Here is a 17,598-nt window from a genome sequence, read left to right as displayed (position 1 = left end):
AATGGCATTTAAATTCACTAAAGAAAATGTCTTCCCTACTATTTTTTTTCTTTTCTTTTATTTGTGTATTCAACCTTCGAAAGCGCAAAACATCCTCGTTAAAGGCCTTGTAAAAGATGCTTCTACCAAGCGTCCCTTGTCTGGTGCTACTATTCGCTTAGAAAAAAGCACTTTAAAAACCAAAACAAATGGCGACGGCATTTTTACTATTTATGCTGCTCCAAATGAAACCTTACTCATTTCGACTATTGGCTATAAAACAGCTAAATCCCCGTTAAAGCAATATAAACAAGGAGAGCTATTAAACATTAATTTAACAAGCAGCTCAACAGATTTAAATGAGGTAGTCATTGCTGATAACAGTGCTGCAACCATTGTAAAAAAAGCATATTTAAAAATTCCATTTAATTACCCAAATAAAGACTCCTTTTACGAAGGATTTTTTCGAGAGTCGTCCATCTTTTTAACGCCAAACGGCGAAACACTTGATTACACCATTGAATCGGTAATTGACATGAAAAAAGGCAGCTACGCAAACCCGAAATCTAACGATGAAGTTAAATTGAGAAAGACACAAAAAAGCATGACGCCCGATACAGGGAGTAGAGGTAGGTGGTATGGAGGGATTTTATTTCCCATTAAAAATGATGTGGTAAAAAAAGGGTTTCAGTTTTTAAACCCAGGCCATCAAAAAAATTACCAATACAAGCTACTTAAAGATACTTTGATATTCAATCAGCCAACATACGTGATACAGTTTGAACCCAAAAATAAGGATGCATACTTTAGAGGCCGACTGTATATCCAAAAGAAAACCTATGCTTTTATTAAAATTAATGTTGTTTTAACCGCTAAAGGACTTAAGCATTATTACTTTTATTTAATGGTAACACCAACCTTTAAAAATGGAATGTTTAACGTTAATTATTCATCCTTACAAGACAAATGGATATTAAACAGCATATACCATTCTGTTGAAATAAAAATAGCCGGCATGGGATACTACCGATATAAAACAGAATACATTACCACCGCCGTTGACACCCTGAATGGAGCTTCATTCAACGCTAATAAAAATGATAAAATGATTGGGATGGAAAGACTCTCAAACAAAGCAACCCTAACTGATTCTGCCTTTTGGCGTACGTATAAAATTCAACCATTAAACAATCAAAGCCAAATCCTGATCGATACCGCAGTTAAGCCTTTAGTTAGCCCCGTTAAAGTTGATACGAATGCACTTTTAGTTAGAGCCCACATACATAAAATAATCCGCAACACCCTCCTTCAATACCAATATGAGCGAGGCATTGGAGAGAAAGAAACACTTTTTATTAATGCAGGAGTAATTTCTCCGAATTGGAAAAATGTGTATCCTTCTTTAGAGCTCGGCTACCGAAATTACTACAACATACAAAAACGTGCCAAGCAAGAAAAATCTACGTTTAATAATTCTGCAAATTATTTTGGATTAATATTGAGCCTCTCAACAAAAAATAGGTTATTTTCTTTTAATCCTTCAAAAGAAGATAAACCCAATCCTTTCATAAGCTTAACTCCAGTTTTTGGAATGCAAAGGCAGTTTAGAAAGCACTTTGCATTTAACTATTTCATAGGACCCAAGTTTACCAATCTTACACTTTCTAACACAACACCTTTTAAAATATTTGACTTTATCGACTTCGGGGGAAGTCTAGCATATACATTTTAGTATATTAGACGCGGATATTAACTGCTTAACATGAAAAAACTGCTCTGCCTTTTCGCACTATCCTTATACCTAACCTGTTCAGCCCAAGACTCTGTCTATGTTCGCAAAACCATCAACACCTTAACCAATAAAAGCTATTGGGGCAGAGGTTACACCAAAAATGGGATGCAAAAAGCAGGAGATTTTTTGTTTGAAGAATACAAAAAAATTGGATTAACACCATTAGCAACAGAATACAAACAGTTTTTCAGTTACTCGGTAAATACTTTTCCTGGCAAAATGCTTGTAAAACTAAACGGGATAAACCTCGTTCCTGGAAAAGACTTTTTAGTCAACAACGAAAGTATTGGCTTAAAAGGCAAATTTTCGCTTCAGAAAATCGACAGCATTACCTATCAATCTGGCAAAAAATTACTCCTGCTGATGAAAGATAAATTAACCTGGAGTGTGGCTACTGATACCGTCAATTTTACAACCATCCAAATCAACAAAAACACCGTCGAAACGGAGCCTAAAGAAATCTCTATCGACATAGAAAACGCGTTTATTCCAAACTTTACGGCCGCTAACATTTGTGGCATGGTAAAAGGAACAAAATACCCCGATTCCGTATTTTTCATTACTGCTCATTATGATCATCTCGGCGGCATGGGCAACGAAACTTACTTTCCCGGTGCAAACGACAACGCCGCGGGTGTTGCTACTCTCTTGAGCTTGGCAAAATATTACGCACAACACCCGCAGCCCTACTCCATCGCTTTTATCTGCTTTGCAGGCGAAGAGGCCGGTTTAATTGGCTCGCGTTTCTATACCGAAAACCCTTTATTCCCATTAAAAAATATTAAGTTTTTATTGAACCTTGATTTAGTTGGCACGGGAGAAAAGGGCATGACCGTTGTAAATAGCACTGTTTATCCAACCGAATTTAAACTGTTGAACAGCATCAACGAGCAGCAAAAATTAATCAGTAAAATTAACACCCGCGGAAAAGCGGCCAACAGCGATCATTATTTCTTTACCGAAAAAGGTGTGCCAGCATTTTTTTTCTATACCCAAGGAGGGCCTTCGGCTTATCATGATATATACGACCAATCCGAAACACTTCCAATCACTAAATACAAGAGTTTATTTAAATTAATCATTGCCTTTAATGACTGTATGATGCAATAAATCAATTTCCTGAAAGCAATTTATTCAACAATCGAAAGTCTGCTTTAAAATCAATTATTTCGCTAAAAATAAGTTGATTGAAAAATTTGGAACGTGGATTTAGAACAATATTTCGTTCCTGGGGGATGATAACAGAAGGAGCATGGAAAGCAAGAATTGTACTGTCATTCAACAATTGTTCGCCAATCCATTGTGTATAATGTATATCAGAAGACCAATTATCATCCAGCTTATCTTTATCAACACTCAAAACAATTTCTGGATTATCTGGCACAGTTATTTTAAGCAACCCAATATTTTCCAAACTATTGGTTGCTTTTGCATGCACGAATTTTTCTAACAAAGCCAATGAAATATGCTCACTGGTGTAAATACACGGAGTATTCACCTCATTCCATCTACCGCCAAATAGCTTAGCACCAATCCCATCTTTATCGTTGATGTATTGCATGGCTGCCAAACGATACACGATCATATGTAAACCCCGTATGCTATTCGACCGAGTTCGTTGCTAATTAATTTAACACCAAAAAAAGATTTAAGGGAAGAAAAATCGAGCACTTTATCTAAAACATGCTTGGTTGATAAAAGCCATTCTTTGACATCTGCGGGCTTCCCAAAAACCTGAAGTGCCAAATTTGCCATGTTTTCCAATTGCAATAGGTGCTCGGCAAACAAGCCTTCGAAAGATTTACCCTCTTTGAGGTAGCGTTGTAAGGTTCGATCACTAATATGCAATATAGCGGACCATTCTAGCTGGCTAAAGGGTAGTTTTTCAGTTAAAGCTTCAAATTTATATGTAGAGAAAACCATGTAATCTGTGGCTTTCTGATAAAGTGTTTCGGGCTCTGCGGCAATAAGAATTGGCTTTGCTGGCTGTTGATAATTTATGGTTTTCATAGATATCGACTTTTATCTACCTAAGATACGACTTTTTTCTTGTTTACAAAAATATTTTAGCCAAGTGTTCATACGATTTCAAGCGATCTTCAAAATGCTCGGTAATGGTTACCGCCATTAATTCGTTTACATCGTAATCAATTGCCATTTGTGTTAAACGCTCTTTAATCACATCCGGTGTTCCGTAAATCATCCGCGGTTTATTCGCGTTTATACGCTCTTGCTCTGCATACGTATACTGAATATCTTTAATATCATCGTAGCCGATAGAGGTTAAGCCTCCGCCCTTTTCCAACTGTAAAAAACGATGACCCATCAATTTTTCTTGCTGCATCGCTTTCTCTTCATCCTCTGAGCAAAAAACAAAAAATGCCACATTTTCTACCGGTGCTTGCAAATCTACCGAAGGTTTAAAATGTTGACGATAATATTGTACCGCTTGTGGTCCCCCATGCGGATTAATAAAATGAGCAAAAGAAAAACCCATACCAAAATAAGCAGCGAATGAGGCACTTTGACCGCTACTGCTTAACAACCATTGTGGTGGCACACTTTCAGCCATTGGTATGGCCTTAATTTTCGATTGAATTCCACCGTCAGAAGTATCGTGCAAATAATGATACAAATCTTGCAACTGGGTTACAAAATCTTGCTCGCTAAAGGTATTGGATGGATTGAGCATCGATGCCGTAATACGATCGGTTCCCGGCGCTCGCCCCATTCCTAAATCTATCCTGCCAGGATGCATGACTTCTAGCAAGCGAAAGCTTTCGGCTACTTTTAAAGCGCTGTGGTTCGGCAACATAATGCCTCCCGAACCGATACGCATGGTTTTGGTATGATTGGCTAAATGAGCAATCAAAATTTCTGGCGTAGAACCTGCCAAACTGGTCGTGTTGTGATGTTCTGAAACCCAAAAACGTGTGTAGCCTAATTGTTCAGCCTTTTGAGCCAAAAGGGTGGTTTCTTCTATTGCACGTCGGGCATTTACCCCTTTACGTACTGGCGATTGATCTAAGACGCTTAGCTTAATTTTCAACTTGCTCATATATTTATATCTAAACAAAAATACTAGGCACAGTTGTATTTAAATACTCTTCAAAAGCTTTATGACTTTTAAATTATTGCGTTATTCTAAATGTGACAATGCTATTAAATTATTCCTTTCGTGTTAAGCGAACCAAGTATTGATCTTCCCCATCATCAAAAACGAGCTCACAATTCCATCCGGTTTCTTCCGCTATATGCTTGATAGTTACTTCATCCACATAGACCCAATTAAACCAATTCCCCTTTTCGCCTTTATATTCGTATTGATACGAAACTTCTCCATAGTATTGATTTTGAGGTTTCTCCAAATCCTCATACAAATAGGAAATGTCCGATGAATCAAAAATGACCTGTCCACCAGGGAGCAATAAATCATGAAGCTTGGTTAAAAACGATTTGAATCCTGGTAAAGAACCTGCCAATCCGATGCCATTCATCAACAGCAATAGCGTATCATATTTTTCGGTGTAGGTAAAGATATCTTGAACGAATGCTTTTTTCACACCTCTATCTTTCATGATATTTACTGCTGCTTCCGAAATATCAATGGCCGTAACATCGATGTTAAAAGCCTGCAAGAGTAGCGCATGACTGCCTACACCTGCGCCAATATCCAACACTTTTCCGTTGCACATATGTAGTGCTTGCAACTCGATTACTGGCATATCTTCATCATCACGAAAAAAGAACTCAATGGGCATCTCTTCCGGTTCTCCGTAAGAATTGTTTAACCAAAGAATATCGGCTTCGCCGGTTCTGTAAATATCTGTAAGGGCTTTACCAAAAACATCCATGCCCCAAAGATAGGGAGTATGACTGAAATTAGCCGCTAATCGAGCTCAAATTCCTGATGATATTCTGGGATAGCTACATGTTTATAGCCAGCATCTTTTAATGTCGTAGCAAAATGTTGTTGCACTTCGTATTCGCCATGAACTAAAAATAAACGCTTAACCTTCTCGGGATTCTGACACGATAAAAACTGCAATAAATCTTCGTAATCGCCATGTGCACTCATCGATTTTATAACCCCAATTTCTGCTTTCACTTCATAATCGTTTCGAAAAATATCCACTACTTTTTGCCCCGCAATTAATCGTCCCCCAAGTGATGAAGGTTCACAATACCCAACCATTAAAATGGTATTCTTAGGGTTTTCAATAGTATTACGAATGTGATGTTTCACACGACCTGCTTCGGCCATGCCCGATGAAGAAATAATTACGCAAGGACGTGGATCAAGATTTAATGCTTTTGATTCTTCCACACTTTCAATAAAATGTAGGCCTTTAAAATCAAACACATCATGATCAATTTTTAAGGTTTCTTTCACTCCCTGATTATATACATCTGGGTGCTTTTTTAAAATTTCGGTCGCCTTTTTAGACAAAGGGCTATCCACATGATACTGTACTTGTGGAAGTTTATTCTTTAATTCCAGCGCATTTAACGCATATAAAAGTTCTTGGGTACGCCCTACACTAAATGCCGGAATAATTACTTTCCCCTTTTTTCCGATGCACGTTTTATAAATAATTTCGTACAGCATATGCTCTATAGGCTCCAAATCGGCATGCAGCGAATCACCGTAGGTAGACTCCAGTACAATATAATCTGCTTGAGAAAACTGCTGGGGACTTTTCAGCAGCAAATCGCCATATCGGCCAACATCCCCACTAAAGGTAATACGGGTTTGTTTGCCTTCTTCGCTGATGGTTAAATGAACCGCAGCACTACCCAAAATATGGCCAGCATCGGTAAATCGGAGTAAAATATCTGGACTTATTTGGAAATCGGTTTCATAATTAACAGTCGTCATCATTTCAACCGTTTTCAACACATCTTCATCGGTATAAAGCGGTTCATCTCTTTCTTCGCCCGGTTTCAGATGACGATTTACGTAGTCCGAATCTTGCATTTGTATTTTAGCAGAATCCATCATTAAAATTCCGGCTAAATCTTTGGTTGCGGGTGTACAAAAAATCGTGCCGCTAAACCCTTCAGCAACCAAACGAGGCAATAAGCCACAATGATCGATGTGCGCATGCGATAAAACAAAATAGGTAATGGTTGAGACCTCAAAACCGAAGTAGCTATTCAATTTTTCCGTCAGATTTCCCATGCCTTGAAACAAGCCACAGTCCAATAAAATTTGTTTGTTATTTTTGAGAGAGATAAGATGTTTACTGCCGGTAACGGTTCGTGCAGCACCGTGGAACGCTATTTTCATTTAAATGGTTTAAACTTGATATAAAACACAAGAGCTTGTTAAAATTAATCTTTTTAACAAGCCCTCGTATATTTCTTTGCAATTAATTATTAACGTATTCTTTCGCAATGTTATTTTTTGGGATTTTAACTTTTCCAGCAACATCCGAAGCTTTGTCTGCCAAATCAGCAATTTTCGCTTTCGATGCGTCCAGTAAATCCGCTAACCAATTAGATACTTTATCTTTTATTTCATTTTTTCCATTCGAAGATAATACCAATGCGACAGTAGCTCCAAGAGCTGCACCTGCCAAAACACCAACGATAATTTTTGTTTCTTTTTTCATGATTACAGTGATTTATAAATAAATAACGCTTTAAGATTGAGCATGTTTTATTTTTTTACTTTTTTTTCTGAAAAATCTTATTTATCGTCGTTTATAGACAAAGAATACTGGTCACTTTTCTGGTTCCATTTTTAAGAAGTGACACTGCACGTAAAAATGCAATGCCACACTCCTTTACTATCCTCTTCCACCTCTTGAAGGTCTTCCTCCGTTCGAATTATTTCCAGATGAAGGCTCTGATCTTCTTTGTTGCTCTTGTTGCGAGCGTTGTTGTTGCATCTGAGCATCACGTTGAGCCCTTTGTTGTTGTTCTTGTTGTGCACGTTGTTGTTGCATCTGAGCATCGCGTTGAGCTCTTTGTTGTTGTTCTTGCTGTGAGCGTTGTTGTTGCATCTGAGCATCGCGTTGAGCCCTTTGTTGTTGCTCTTGCTGTGAACGTTGTTGTTGCATCTGAGCATCGCGTTGAGCCCTTTGTTGTTGCTCTTGCTGTGAACGTTGTTGTTGCATCTGAGCATCGCGTTGAGCCCTTTGTTGTTGCTCTTGCTGTGAACGTTGTTGTTGCATCTGAGCATCGCGTTGAGCCCTTTGTTGTTGTTCCTGCTGTGCACGTTGTTGATCCGACTGAACATCGCGTTGAACGCGTTGTTGATTTTGGTTCATTCGCTCTTGTTGGCCTCTATCCTCAACCTGTTTTGTTCTTGCTGGATCAGTTGTTGGTGAATATCCGCCATTACCACGACTAGGACGGGTGATTGTTCCCGAATTGTTATTTCCAGGATTGGTTGTTCCACCGCCATATTGTCTCTGACGCGTATCTCTACTTCCAAAACCTGCATTTCCTCGCTCAAATTTTTGAGGAGCAGCCGTATGGTTATCAACACGACGACTTGGCTGCGGACGATAAATAGATACCTCTCTACCGCTTACTCTACCTACCCCTGGGCGGCTACTCTGACTCATGCGATACACCGTTACGTTACGGTTAGTTGCTCGGCGAATATCTTCCATGCGAGGGCCACCATAATATGTTCTGCTTCTATAAACGTAGGTGTTATTAATTACAGTTGTGTTTCGATAGCAATAGTTATTTCGTGCGTAATCATAACGTGGAAAAACATTGATGTAAATACTGGCTTGCGGAATAAAGTTCCAGTAAATTTCTGGCACCACATACCCACGACCAAAACTAATATTGATACCAACCGTTGGAGCCATCGGTGCCCAACCATAATACCCACCGCCACTTCTCCAATCAACCCATGCCGGTCCCCAGTTTGTATCTGGAAGCCAAATCCATTGGCGATAACGATTAATTACCCAACGACCATAGTGAAAGGGTGCCCAGCCCCAATCATAATTCGAAACCCAAGTATTTCCATATTCGGTCATTACCCAACGACCATTTGTGTAGTAGGGACGAAAATCGCCTTGATCTACATTCGGACGCCATACATACCCGTATTGAGGATCTTGAATCCAAGTACCATAAGGTGAAAGCTCATCATAAAAGGTTTGCAATGAAACAACCCCATCAGTTGCGTATCCATCTTGTTGGTAAACATCGTCATAGCCTTGTGCCCTGGCTAAGGTTGTGGTTCCGACAAAGAGCATGAAAAGCCCCAGCACATGTGCCAAAAATTTCAGTGTTTTCATTTGTGTGTTTTATTTTAATAACCTAACCTGTGTATATCAATTAGAACGCCAAAACTTCAAAAAGTTTAATATGCATGCATAGCAATGCTTTTATCAACCAATAATGGCAGTATAATGTATTTTAGCCACTCTTAGAACATACTTTTCGTGTATTTATTGTGTGGAAAAGCGGTCATAAAAGAATAAGATTTGCTACAATTAATTTTTTTAAAAAGTTTGTTCTGCATTTGAAGTATTTTTTAAAACTTAAAATCTATTAATTCTGAGTACTTTTGCTTCATGCAAAACGGCACTTTATATTTAATTCCAGTTCCTCTAGCAGAAGAGGCGGCACATAAAACATTTACCCCCTATTTGGTTGACACCATTAACCAAATAGACACCTATATTGTTGAGAACAGTAAAACAGCCCGTAAATTTTTGAAAGAAGCCGGATTAAAAACTCCGCAAAAAGATTTAATTGTGCACGATTACGGTAAGCATAATCGCAAAGATTTAAGTCAATTTTTTCATGAACTAAAAGCAGGAAAAGATGTGGGGTTAATGAGCGAAGCTGGTTGTCCGGGGATTGCCGATCCGGGTGCTGATATTGTTGCTGAAGCACATAAACTGGGAATTAAAGTTGTGCCTCTTGTGGGGCCAAGTTCTATTCTACTCGCTTTAATGGCTTCAGGGTTTAATGGTCAAAGTTTTGCCTTTTGGGGATACTTACCCATCGACAAAGAGCAACGTAGTAAACGAATCAAAGATTTAGATTTATCAGCCAGCCGCTATAAACAAACCCAAATTTTTATCGAAACCCCTTTTCGTAACAATCAATTGTTAGAGGAAGTATTAAAAAGTTGTAAGCCGCATACACAACTTTGCATTGCGAGCAATTTAACAGCTGAAAATGAATTTATAAAAACACAAAGCATTTATAACTGGCGTAAAGAATCAATCGATTTACATAAACAACCCGTTATTTTCTTATTGTATTAATTCCAGATAAAATTGTGAGGTCTAAAGCGAAAGAAATAGCCGAAACCTCACAATTTACAATTTGTACATTCCTTTACCATCAATAAACTCAATTATCGAATCCGGTAAAAAGAACTGTACACATTTTTTTTCCTTAATGGCCTTGCGGATAAAAGTAGATGAAATTTCCATTAATGGTGTTTCTGTAAAAGTGATGGCAGGATGACTCAGCCATTCATCTACCATTGCACCTGGTCTCGGATAAACATAAATTTGGTAATTTTTCAAAATCACCTCATAGTTTTTCCATTTCTTTAGTGATTCCAAATTATCGGCACCCATTATCAACACAAACTCCCTATTCGGATATTTTTCCTCCAAATAAGCCAAGGTATCTACCGTATACGAAGGTTGTGGTAAGGAGAATTCAATATCGCTCACACGAATGTATTCTGTACCATCTGTAGCCAATTTGGCCATTTCCAATCGGTCGTACATATTGGCCAAGCCCTTTTTCTCTTTCAAAGGGTTATGCGGCGAAACCACCAACCAAACCTCATCCAAAGAGGTGTAGTTGGCCATGTAATTAGCAATAATTAAATGGCCAGTGTGAATGGGGTTGTACGAACCAAAAAAAAGACCTGTTTTCATCATTTACCAAAAAACTTTCCCTCCGTATAAATGAAAGTTCTCATCTTTAGTCAAAACGGTTAATTCTTCAGAAATACCTTGTGCAATTATTATCCGATCAAATGGATCACGATGAAAAAAATCCAATTTATTAAGCATTTGAATGTGATGAAATGTTAAGGGTAAAATTTCAATCTGATTTTCCTCTAAGAATACTAAAATTTTATCGAAGTCAGCTTGGAAAGAAAGTTTATTAAGTTTTAATTTAATAGCAATCTCCCAAATACTCGCTATATTTAAAAAACAACGATTGTCTAAATTTTTAATTTCAGCGATTACCTTTTTGGGTAAAGAAGAATCCCCATTTATAAACCAAATAAAAGCATGCGTATCTAATAGAAAATGCATTACATATACTCTTTAAAATCGTCTAAAGATTCGTCAAAATCATCAGCCATTTTAAAAAAACCCTTTGCATAACCAAATTGCCTTTCTTTCAGCTTTTTACTTTCCTTAGATTTTTCCACCAACGATTCAACAAAGTCCGACACCTTTTGTTTCATCTCTGAAGATAAAGAAGATATTTGGCTATATAATTGAATATCAGTCATACTATAAAGATAATATTAAAAATAACTTAAACGAAATTACCGCTCTAAAAAGTTGCTAACCAGTTGTTCAGCTTCGGCACAGGCCGTTTCCAAGTCGTAGTTTTTTAAAATCACGTCAAACTTATCAGCGTAAGACAATTCCTTTTCAGCTTTTGCAAAACGTTCTTGTAATTTTTCTTCGCTATCGGTACCTCTGCCGCTTAAACGCTCTTTTAGCACCTCTAACGAAGGTGGTTGCACAAAAATAGCTAGTGCATCATCTTCGTACTTTCTCTTTAAACGAATCCCACCTTCCACATCAATATCAAAAATCACATGTTTATCGTTGTTCCAGATACGTTCAATTTCCGAACGCAAGGTTCCGTAAAATGTTCCGTTGTAAACCTCTTCAAACTCAACAAATTCCTGACGAGCAACCTTATGCAAAAACTCTTCCTTACTAATAAAATAATAATCATTTTCGTGCGTTTCAGCACCGCGCGATTCGCGAGTAGTTGCCGAAATAGAAAAACTTAATTCCGGAAATTTCTTTAACAAATGGTGTACAATAGTTGTTTTACCTGCTCCCGATGGCGCCGAGAATATAATTAATTTGCCTTGTTTCATTTTTATAAGCTTAAAGCTTAAAGCAGAAAGTCCAAAGCATTAATCTTTAGTCCTTAAGCTTCATGCCTTTTATAATACGTTCAGTAATTGTTCTTTTATTTTCTCTAACTCTTCTTTCATACCCACTACAAATTGTTGCATTTGTGCATCGTTGGCTTTTGCCCCCATGGTATTAATCTCGCGGCCAATCTCCTGAGAAATAAAACCCATTTTCTTTCCATTCGCCTCTTTGCTCTTTAAAGTCTGCAAAAAGTAATCGCAATGGCTCTTTAAACGCGTTTTCTCTTCTGTAATATCAATTTTATCAATATAGTACACCAATTCCTGTTCAAAACGATTCTGGTCAATATTCACCTTCCCTACCGCATCGTCCAAGAACTGTTCAAATTTTTCACGGATAGCAACAATTCTTTTAGGTTCAAGCGTTTCAATTGATTTAAAGTAGGTTAAAATATTGGTAATTCTCAATTCTAAATCTGCTTTTAACACCGCTCCTTCTGTTTCTCTAAAAGCATTAAAATTGCTTACAGCTGCAGTAAAAACCTTAAATAGGTGATTCCACTCTTCTTCCGAAACACTCTCTTCTTTATAACTAATTACATCCGGGAAATTCAATGCTACTTGCAACAAATTACTACTATTCGCATTCAAATCGGTATTAACAGCCATTAATTGATTGTAATAATGGGTTAATAGCGCCGTATTAATGGTTGCTCCAGTTACCTCGCCAGCCATGCGTTCAACGTTGATGGTTAAACTAACTTTACCTCGCTCAATATCTTTGCTACAAACATTGCGCAGAATAATTTCTTTTTCTGAAAAAGCTTTAGGAAATTTTAAATTAAGCTCTAGAAACTTACTGTTGAGCGACTTAATTTCGACGCTATATTTTGCATTTGCGTAATCGGCTGTTGCTAAGCCGTATCCTGTCATGGATTTTATCATGCGCAAAGCTACCTATAAATACGCTATAACACAAAATAACATTCAACCACATAAACCATTTCATATTCTAAAAAGCAAGAGAGTTAATAGCAACAGTAATTCTACCCTTCTAAAATTCTCCATTGTAGCAGATTAGCATGATAATTGATTACCCCTCTCTTGAAACCTTAACACAAAACACACATGAAAACAAAATTAATCCTATTATCCCTTTTAATTGTAACCACCTATTGTAAGGCTCTGTCGGTAGTAAACCCTAACCAAACAGAAGAAAAAGTAATCGCATCTGTAGCCGACACAATACCCAATTCATGCCTAATCCTGAAGAATAATGCTGTACTGTTTGAGAAAACGTATTTTACCACTTTATCTAACAAAGAATTAAAGCAGAAACTAAAGCTATTTTTGCCTTCGGTAAAAGCTTTTCAATTAACATCGGACGCCAATCAAAATGACGAACAATTAAGTGGCAGACTAACCGATTTTCTTATAAATTACAGAAAATATGGAGGAACGCATCTGTTTACCCCCGAAATCATGAACACGCCTATTCAGGCGAATGTTATTATTCAAATCAGAGAAGGAAAATACAGAGTAACCATTTCGGAGATTATTTTTAAAAACGCAAATACAGCACCTGATTCAGGAGAGCCCACAACTGCCGACGATTTATTTACCCGAGCGAAACGAAGCAAGATCAGAACAAATGAGACCAGCTTAAATTGTGCGCACTACATGAGTAGAGATTTAGCCGAATCATTCGATATTAATGCAAGCTCTAAAATCAACACCGATTTCTAATTGTAAAATATCGACATAAAAAAACATTGTAACCATCAATAAGGGGCTTTAGCTACAAAGACAAATCGCCTTCATAAAATTTGAAAATGAAAGGCCATTTGCTCTTCGGAAACTTTAGTCCCGCTTTCCCTTCTGCCCCTAAAGGGCATTCGTCCAATCGGGTTTAGTTAGCGTGGTCTGTGCAAAATCATGCAAACGCCCATCAATAAGTAAGGCTAAAACCGCACTGTACGTGCGCGCTCCGAATCATCCATTGTAACTCCCTAAGCCTCTATTATCTCCAAAAAATGCAAATGCACCATACCAAAAACCTTAACAAAAATGCTGTTCGAGATAAGTGTACTACACTATAGCTAGGAGATTAAGTAAAACACATAAAAGTCCTCCGTATATAAAGATTAACGTTTTTTAACGCTTACACGGCTAATAATTGCTAATTTTACTTAAAATTACTTTACACCACATGAAAAATAAGCTCCTCATTTTTTTCACTTTCTGCTGCCTAGCTTGCACATACGAAATAGCGAATGCACAAGTTTTTTTGATAAAAGGGGTTGTTTTCGAGAAAGGGAGTAATTTACGCGTTGCGCTCGCTGAAGTAAGTAATACACGAACCAAACTCGCCGTTGGGAGTAACGATTTAGGGATGTTCCAAATTAAGGCACAATATGGCGACACCCTTAAAATTACAAAGCGAAATTTAATCGACCAACAAATCGTTGTGCAAAGTGGCCAAGATTTGATTATTTACCTGATAAAAAGCAGCACCCAACTAAATGACGTAACCATTTATGGGAATACCAAAAAGCAAGATTTAGAAGAGATAAAACGCGAGTTCAAGAATAAAGGCGTTTACAATGGAGGCAAATCTTCCTTCTTATCTTCGTTTTTTATGCCCCTCAATGCACTTTACAATTTAATAGGTAAAGACCCTAAAAATGCTCGCCGCTTTAGTCGTTACGCCGACAATGAACTTAAACAAAGTGAAATAGATGTCTATTTCAACGCAACTATTATTAAAAACAATACTGATTTAGACGGGGAAAAATTAGAAAAATACATGTTAAATTGTAGACCAGATTACGATAAAGCCCAATATTGGAACAGCTACGATTACATCAAGTACATTAAAGAATCATCTAAAAAATTTACAGATACTTTAGGCAAAGGAAGGTAGACTTGAGGTTAATTTACTTTTGATCAAAGTCGTTACATGTTCCGCTATGATATTTTTTTGAAATTTAGAAGAATAAGTAAGGGATGTCAAATTTCTATAACTCAGATTTTTAAATTTCATCTTAATTTTATTTTAGTTAACCGTAATAATTTTACTAAATCAAACTCCTAGTTCTGGCTTTTATATGCGGTTTTCCTACAATTATTGATGCAGTAGGCATTTATTTCACATGCAGATAAATACTATTTAGGTTAAACATTATTCTTTCTTTTTCATGTAAAATATGTGCCCCTCAAAACATTTTCCATTTGGTTTACATCCATATTTTTCAAGTGTATCTACTATGTATCCAGTTTTTTTATAACTAAATTATTACAGTCAGAAAATGAAAATTTTCCGTCTGATTTTGTCAAAAATATTTTTGAAGAATCGGTTATATCTACAATAATAACACCCTCCAAAGGCTTTCTTGATTGTTCATCGCATATAAATCCATGTTTTTCGGAACAGCTAACTAAACCTATTGCCATTATTAAGAGCATAATTTTCACCATATCTTTTAATTTATTTTAAATTTTGTTAGCCAAATCAAACTCAGAACATCTTTTTCTGAGGCAGAAATCCGATTATTGTTGAATTATTACTTAGACCGTGTATAAAATTTACTTTTTAGACTGTTATTAATATTCTTTCTCTAAATAAATATTTCCTAAATCGATAGTATCAAGTTTATTCTTGCTTGTTTCTTTTAAGTTTTTAATAATAATTGTCTTTTTCTTAAAGCCGTGCTTTTCAATGTTATATTCATAAGATAAATTTAACTGCTCATTCAAATATTTACGAGTTAATTCTAGTCCATCAATAAAAAAACTACCATTTGCTGAAGTTCTAATTGTGTCAAAATTATTTGAGGAAAACTTTGCAACATATATTTTTGCATCTTTAATTGGTTTGTGATTGTTAGAGGATAATAGGTTTCCTTTAACAGCATTATAAATCACATATTTTTTATTACAACTAATAATAGCAGGAATAAAAAGCAAGCATATAAAAAACTTCATATTATTTTAATTTGGTTAGCCAAATCACTTTTAATAAATCAAATTCTGATATTATTGTTCTAGGAATATCATAATAATTTTGATAATATTTCATCAAATCTATTTCTTTGCCGTCATTATAAATTGTTGGAGCATCATCATCTACATCCTGAGTAAGCATATTTATACCTGTGGTGGTTCCTTTATGAGCTTTAGAATAAATATGCCCCCCATAAGCAAGTAATATTTCATGTCCGATTTCATGGGCAGATACCATTTTATAATCTTCAATATTTGCTGTTTTATATTTCCACCCTTTATTTTTATATCTTTCATGGGTTTTAGAATAATCAATCCAATCACTTCTATACAAATATCCTTCATAAAAGAATAATATTCTTGAAGCTTCAAAATTCCTAGATCTTCCTTCTTCACAATTGGTTTGATAAACTATCTTAGGTGCTGCTAAACCATTTTTATTTGCTTTTGCATCGACATATACTTCATAAATTTCAGAACCAATATTCACCCCATTTCCTATATTTTTAGAATTTCTAGACCAAAAATAGTTAATCCCCTGCAATGCTAAATTTTCTAATTCTTCATATGACCTTGCTCTCATTTTAATTGGAGGCATCCCATAATATTCTAAGGCCTCTTTAGATATTTTATCACAGGGGTATTCCGTTACCGGAACTCTAAATTTTGGATCAGCATCTATGTCTCTTGTTATACATTCCAATCCCTCCGCTCCTCCATCAGTAAGGTTAACTCTCAAAGTTGTATCAATTCTTTTCCTGTTTTTATCAATTCTCACATCCACCCAATCCACTTCTTTATGGCTAAACTTAATTGACTTTTTTAGGGTATATTCCTTTTTAAGGAAATTACCCTGTCCCATAATATTTACTGTAAAACCTTCTTTGCTTTTCATTCGCGCGCTATCGTAAATACCATTCTTATCAAAGCCATCCCAACCAATCAAATAGGTTCCTGCAGGCCAAAATCTTTTCTCCTGCACAGTGTTTTCAATTGGTGAAACAGGTAGGTTAGAGCCATTTGGATTTGCTTTTGCATTAATGGTGATCTCTTCAAATTCGATTGAACGGGAAAAAAGCTCATAAATTAAATTGTCACCTTGTTTAATTTTTAAGTGCCAAGAATTAATGCCCTCACCTGCTACCCTTAGTTTAAACCTAATCTTATCGTTTTCGGCTGCGCCTTCGTAGTTAGGGATTCCAAAAGGCACAAAATCTTCTTTTACATGTTCCAGTTCCAGGTCGAAATCTAGAGGTAAAGTTGGTGGCACAGGCGCTCCTGTGGTATCAATTTCTTCGGGTATATTGATTTGGCCAGAATCCATAAATTCAATCGCACCACTTTCAGGCGGGTTATTGCCAGGCATTTTTCCGGTAACCTGCAAGGTCGATTTTTTGATCAGCACCTCATTGTCTTGCAATTTGTAGTTGCCCTGATTTTGCCAATCGACGTTGATGCTGAGCAATTGAAAACCATCATAAAATGTAAAGTTGGCTATCTGCTTTTCTACAACCGTTGCGGTTAATTTACCTTGTGTAGTGGGTACATCATTTAAAACTTTGAGTTCACCCAAATGTGCCCCCATTTTTATTTTTGCCCCTTGTATAACAACCAATTGATCGGCTATTGCTTCTTCTTTCTTGTTACGTTCTTCTTGTATCTGCACCATATCGTTGCGCGCATGCATGGCTTCCATTTGAGCACGATATTCTGGATCGTTTTGAAGCGCAGGATTCAAAGGATCGAATAT

19 protein-coding genes are annotated in these 17,598 nt (G+C 36.6%); 5 read left to right on the top strand and 14 right to left on the bottom strand.

Features of this window, described 5'->3' with window-relative positions; all coding sequences use genetic code 11:
* The first annotated feature begins 1 nt into the window (after position 1).
* The gene (locus ACJVDK_RS15930; protein WP_443937656.1) at positions 2–1,711 is read left to right on the top strand and encodes a carboxypeptidase-like regulatory domain-containing protein; all 1,710 of its coding nucleotides are present in this window, start codon (positions 2–4) and stop codon (positions 1,709–1,711) included.
* A 30-nt stretch (positions 1,712–1,741) separates the two neighbouring features.
* Entirely contained in the window at positions 1,742–2,881 is a 1,140-nt protein-coding gene (locus ACJVDK_RS15925; protein WP_443937655.1) for a M28 family metallopeptidase, read from the top strand.
* A 1-nt stretch (position 2,882) separates the two neighbouring features.
* On the opposite strand, the gene ACJVDK_RS15920 is transcribed toward ACJVDK_RS15925, so the two are convergent.
* The 7 genes from ACJVDK_RS15920 to ACJVDK_RS15890 all read right to left on the bottom strand — a co-directional run bounded on the left by ACJVDK_RS15920 (position 2,883) and on the right by ACJVDK_RS15890 (position 9,039).
* Positions 2,883–3,356, bottom strand: a complete 474-nt coding sequence (locus tag ACJVDK_RS15920) for an RES family NAD+ phosphorylase (RefSeq protein ID WP_443937654.1) — start codon at positions 3,354–3,356, stop codon at positions 2,883–2,885.
* Positions 3,353–3,781: a hypothetical protein gene (locus ACJVDK_RS15915; RefSeq protein WP_443937653.1), complete on the bottom strand. Its 429-nt coding sequence runs from the start codon at positions 3,779–3,781 to the stop codon at positions 3,353–3,355. Before ACJVDK_RS15915 ends, ACJVDK_RS15920 begins: the two co-directional genes overlap by 4 nt.
* 43 nt (positions 3,782–3,824) lie before the next feature.
* Entirely contained in the window at positions 3,825–4,829 is a 1,005-nt protein-coding gene (locus tag ACJVDK_RS15910; protein WP_443937652.1) for an LLM class flavin-dependent oxidoreductase, read from the bottom strand.
* A gap of 109 nt (positions 4,830–4,938) precedes the next feature.
* The gene (locus tag ACJVDK_RS15905) at positions 4,939–5,625 is read right to left on the bottom strand and encodes a class I SAM-dependent methyltransferase (RefSeq protein ID WP_443937651.1); all 687 of its coding nucleotides are present in this window, start codon (positions 5,623–5,625) and stop codon (positions 4,939–4,941) included.
* Between the two features lie 35 nt (positions 5,626–5,660).
* Positions 5,661–7,061 carry an MBL fold metallo-hydrolase RNA specificity domain-containing protein gene (locus tag ACJVDK_RS15900; protein WP_443937650.1) on the bottom strand — a complete coding sequence of 467 codons (1,401 nt, stop codon included), beginning with the start codon at positions 7,059–7,061 and terminating at the stop codon, positions 5,661–5,663.
* A gap of 82 nt (positions 7,062–7,143) precedes the next feature.
* The gene (locus ACJVDK_RS15895; RefSeq protein ID WP_443937649.1) at positions 7,144–7,386 is read right to left on the bottom strand and encodes a YtxH domain-containing protein; all 243 of its coding nucleotides are present in this window, start codon (positions 7,384–7,386) and stop codon (positions 7,144–7,146) included.
* 177 nt (positions 7,387–7,563) lie between these two features.
* Positions 7,564–9,039 carry a DUF6600 domain-containing protein gene (locus tag ACJVDK_RS15890; protein WP_443937648.1) on the bottom strand — a complete coding sequence of 492 codons (1,476 nt, stop codon included), beginning with the start codon at positions 9,037–9,039 and terminating at the stop codon, positions 7,564–7,566.
* Positions 9,040–9,318: 279 nt separating this feature from the next.
* Here ACJVDK_RS15890 and ACJVDK_RS15885 point away from each other — a divergent pair, with 279 nt between their 5' ends.
* Positions 9,319–10,020: an SAM-dependent methyltransferase gene (locus ACJVDK_RS15885; RefSeq protein ID WP_443937647.1), complete on the top strand. Its 702-nt coding sequence runs from the start codon at positions 9,319–9,321 to the stop codon at positions 10,018–10,020.
* A 54-nt stretch (positions 10,021–10,074) separates the two neighbouring features.
* Here the strand turns inward: ACJVDK_RS15885 and nadD are convergent, their stop codons facing one another.
* The 5 genes from nadD to ACJVDK_RS15860 all read right to left on the bottom strand — a co-directional run bounded on the left by nadD (position 10,075) and on the right by ACJVDK_RS15860 (position 12,779).
* Complete coding sequence (gene nadD, locus ACJVDK_RS15880; protein WP_443937646.1) at positions 10,075–10,650, bottom strand: nicotinate (nicotinamide) nucleotide adenylyltransferase; 576 nt, start codon at positions 10,648–10,650, stop codon at positions 10,075–10,077.
* Between the two features lie 3 nt (positions 10,651–10,653).
* Positions 10,654–11,037 (bottom strand): type II toxin-antitoxin system VapC family toxin, encoded by a 384-nt coding sequence (locus ACJVDK_RS15875; RefSeq protein WP_443937645.1) that lies wholly within the window; start codon positions 11,035–11,037, stop codon positions 10,654–10,656.
* Positions 11,037–11,240 carry a type II toxin-antitoxin system VapB family antitoxin gene (vapB, locus tag ACJVDK_RS15870; RefSeq protein WP_443937644.1) on the bottom strand — a complete coding sequence of 68 codons (204 nt, stop codon included), beginning with the start codon at positions 11,238–11,240 and terminating at the stop codon, positions 11,037–11,039. The genes ACJVDK_RS15875 and vapB overlap by 1 nt, the downstream gene beginning before the upstream one ends.
* Before the next feature lie 36 nt (positions 11,241–11,276).
* Positions 11,277–11,846, bottom strand: coding sequence for a guanylate kinase (gene gmk / locus ACJVDK_RS15865; protein WP_443937643.1), 570 nt, complete (start codon positions 11,844–11,846; stop codon positions 11,277–11,279).
* Positions 11,847–11,915: 69 nt separating this feature from the next.
* Positions 11,916–12,779 (bottom strand): YicC/YloC family endoribonuclease, encoded by an 864-nt coding sequence (locus ACJVDK_RS15860; protein ID WP_443937642.1) that lies wholly within the window; start codon positions 12,777–12,779, stop codon positions 11,916–11,918.
* Between the two features lie 195 nt (positions 12,780–12,974).
* Here ACJVDK_RS15860 and ACJVDK_RS15855 point away from each other — a divergent pair, with 195 nt between their 5' ends.
* Together ACJVDK_RS15855 and ACJVDK_RS15850 are read left to right on the top strand one after the other, a co-directional pair.
* A complete protein-coding gene (locus tag ACJVDK_RS15855; protein WP_443937641.1) occupies positions 12,975–13,592 on the top strand; it encodes a hypothetical protein in 618 nt (205 codons plus the stop codon).
* Between the two features lie 463 nt (positions 13,593–14,055).
* Positions 14,056–14,769, top strand: a complete 714-nt coding sequence (locus tag ACJVDK_RS15850) for a hypothetical protein (protein ID WP_443937640.1) — start codon at positions 14,056–14,058, stop codon at positions 14,767–14,769.
* A 680-nt stretch (positions 14,770–15,449) separates the two neighbouring features.
* On the opposite strand, the gene ACJVDK_RS15845 is transcribed toward ACJVDK_RS15850, so the two are convergent.
* Both ACJVDK_RS15845 and ACJVDK_RS15840 read right to left on the bottom strand, forming a co-directional pair.
* Positions 15,450–15,830 carry a hypothetical protein gene (locus tag ACJVDK_RS15845; protein ID WP_443937639.1) on the bottom strand — a complete coding sequence of 127 codons (381 nt, stop codon included), beginning with the start codon at positions 15,828–15,830 and terminating at the stop codon, positions 15,450–15,452.
* A 1-nt stretch (position 15,831) separates the two neighbouring features.
* On the bottom strand, positions 15,832–17,586 hold the full coding sequence (locus ACJVDK_RS15840; RefSeq protein WP_443937638.1) for a hypothetical protein: 1,755 nt from the start codon (positions 17,584–17,586) through the stop codon (positions 15,832–15,834).
* Positions 17,587–17,598 lie beyond the last annotated feature (12 nt).

The organism is Pedobacter paludisoli, assembly GCF_052344095.1.
In the GTDB taxonomy this organism is placed as follows: domain Bacteria; phylum Bacteroidota; class Bacteroidia; order Sphingobacteriales; family Sphingobacteriaceae; genus Pedobacter.
Note: the sequence above shows the minus strand (reverse complement) of the source record. Positions and strands in the feature narration are given on the sequence as shown.

Coding starts and splice junctions, on each gene's coding strand:
- ACJVDK_RS15930 (WP_443937656.1), top strand. CDS start 2: ATGGCATTTAAATTCACTAAAGAAAATGTCTTCCCTACTATTTTTTTT.
- ACJVDK_RS15925 (WP_443937655.1), top strand. CDS start 1,742: ATGAAAAAACTGCTCTGCCTTTTCGCACTATCCTTATACCTAACCTGT.
- ACJVDK_RS15920 (WP_443937654.1), bottom strand. CDS start 3,356: ATGATCGTGTATCGTTTGGCAGCCATGCAATACATCAACGATAAAGAT.
- ACJVDK_RS15915 (WP_443937653.1), bottom strand. CDS start 3,781: ATGAAAACCATAAATTATCAACAGCCAGCAAAGCCAATTCTTATTGCC.
- ACJVDK_RS15910 (WP_443937652.1), bottom strand. CDS start 4,829: ATGAGCAAGTTGAAAATTAAGCTAAGCGTCTTAGATCAATCGCCAGTA.
- ACJVDK_RS15905 (WP_443937651.1), bottom strand. CDS start 5,625: ATGGATGTTTTTGGTAAAGCCCTTACAGATATTTACAGAACCGGCGAA.
- ACJVDK_RS15900 (WP_443937650.1), bottom strand. CDS start 7,061: ATGAAAATAGCGTTCCACGGTGCTGCACGAACCGTTACCGGCAGTAAA.
- ACJVDK_RS15895 (WP_443937649.1), bottom strand. CDS start 7,386: ATGAAAAAAGAAACAAAAATTATCGTTGGTGTTTTGGCAGGTGCAGCT.
- ACJVDK_RS15890 (WP_443937648.1), bottom strand. CDS start 9,039: ATGAAAACACTGAAATTTTTGGCACATGTGCTGGGGCTTTTCATGCTC.
- ACJVDK_RS15885 (WP_443937647.1), top strand. CDS start 9,319: ATGCAAAACGGCACTTTATATTTAATTCCAGTTCCTCTAGCAGAAGAG.
- nadD (WP_443937646.1), bottom strand. CDS start 10,650: ATGAAAACAGGTCTTTTTTTTGGTTCGTACAACCCCATTCACACTGGC.
- ACJVDK_RS15875 (WP_443937645.1), bottom strand. CDS start 11,037: ATGCATTTTCTATTAGATACGCATGCTTTTATTTGGTTTATAAATGGG.
- vapB (WP_443937644.1), bottom strand. CDS start 11,240: ATGACTGATATTCAATTATATAGCCAAATATCTTCTTTATCTTCAGAG.
- gmk (WP_443937643.1), bottom strand. CDS start 11,846: ATGAAACAAGGCAAATTAATTATATTCTCGGCGCCATCGGGAGCAGGT.
- ACJVDK_RS15860 (WP_443937642.1), bottom strand. CDS start 12,779: ATGACAGGATACGGCTTAGCAACAGCCGATTACGCAAATGCAAAATAT.
- ACJVDK_RS15855 (WP_443937641.1), top strand. CDS start 12,975: ATGAAAACAAAATTAATCCTATTATCCCTTTTAATTGTAACCACCTAT.
- ACJVDK_RS15850 (WP_443937640.1), top strand. CDS start 14,056: ATGAAAAATAAGCTCCTCATTTTTTTCACTTTCTGCTGCCTAGCTTGC.
- ACJVDK_RS15845 (WP_443937639.1), bottom strand. CDS start 15,830: ATGAAGTTTTTTATATGCTTGCTTTTTATTCCTGCTATTATTAGTTGT.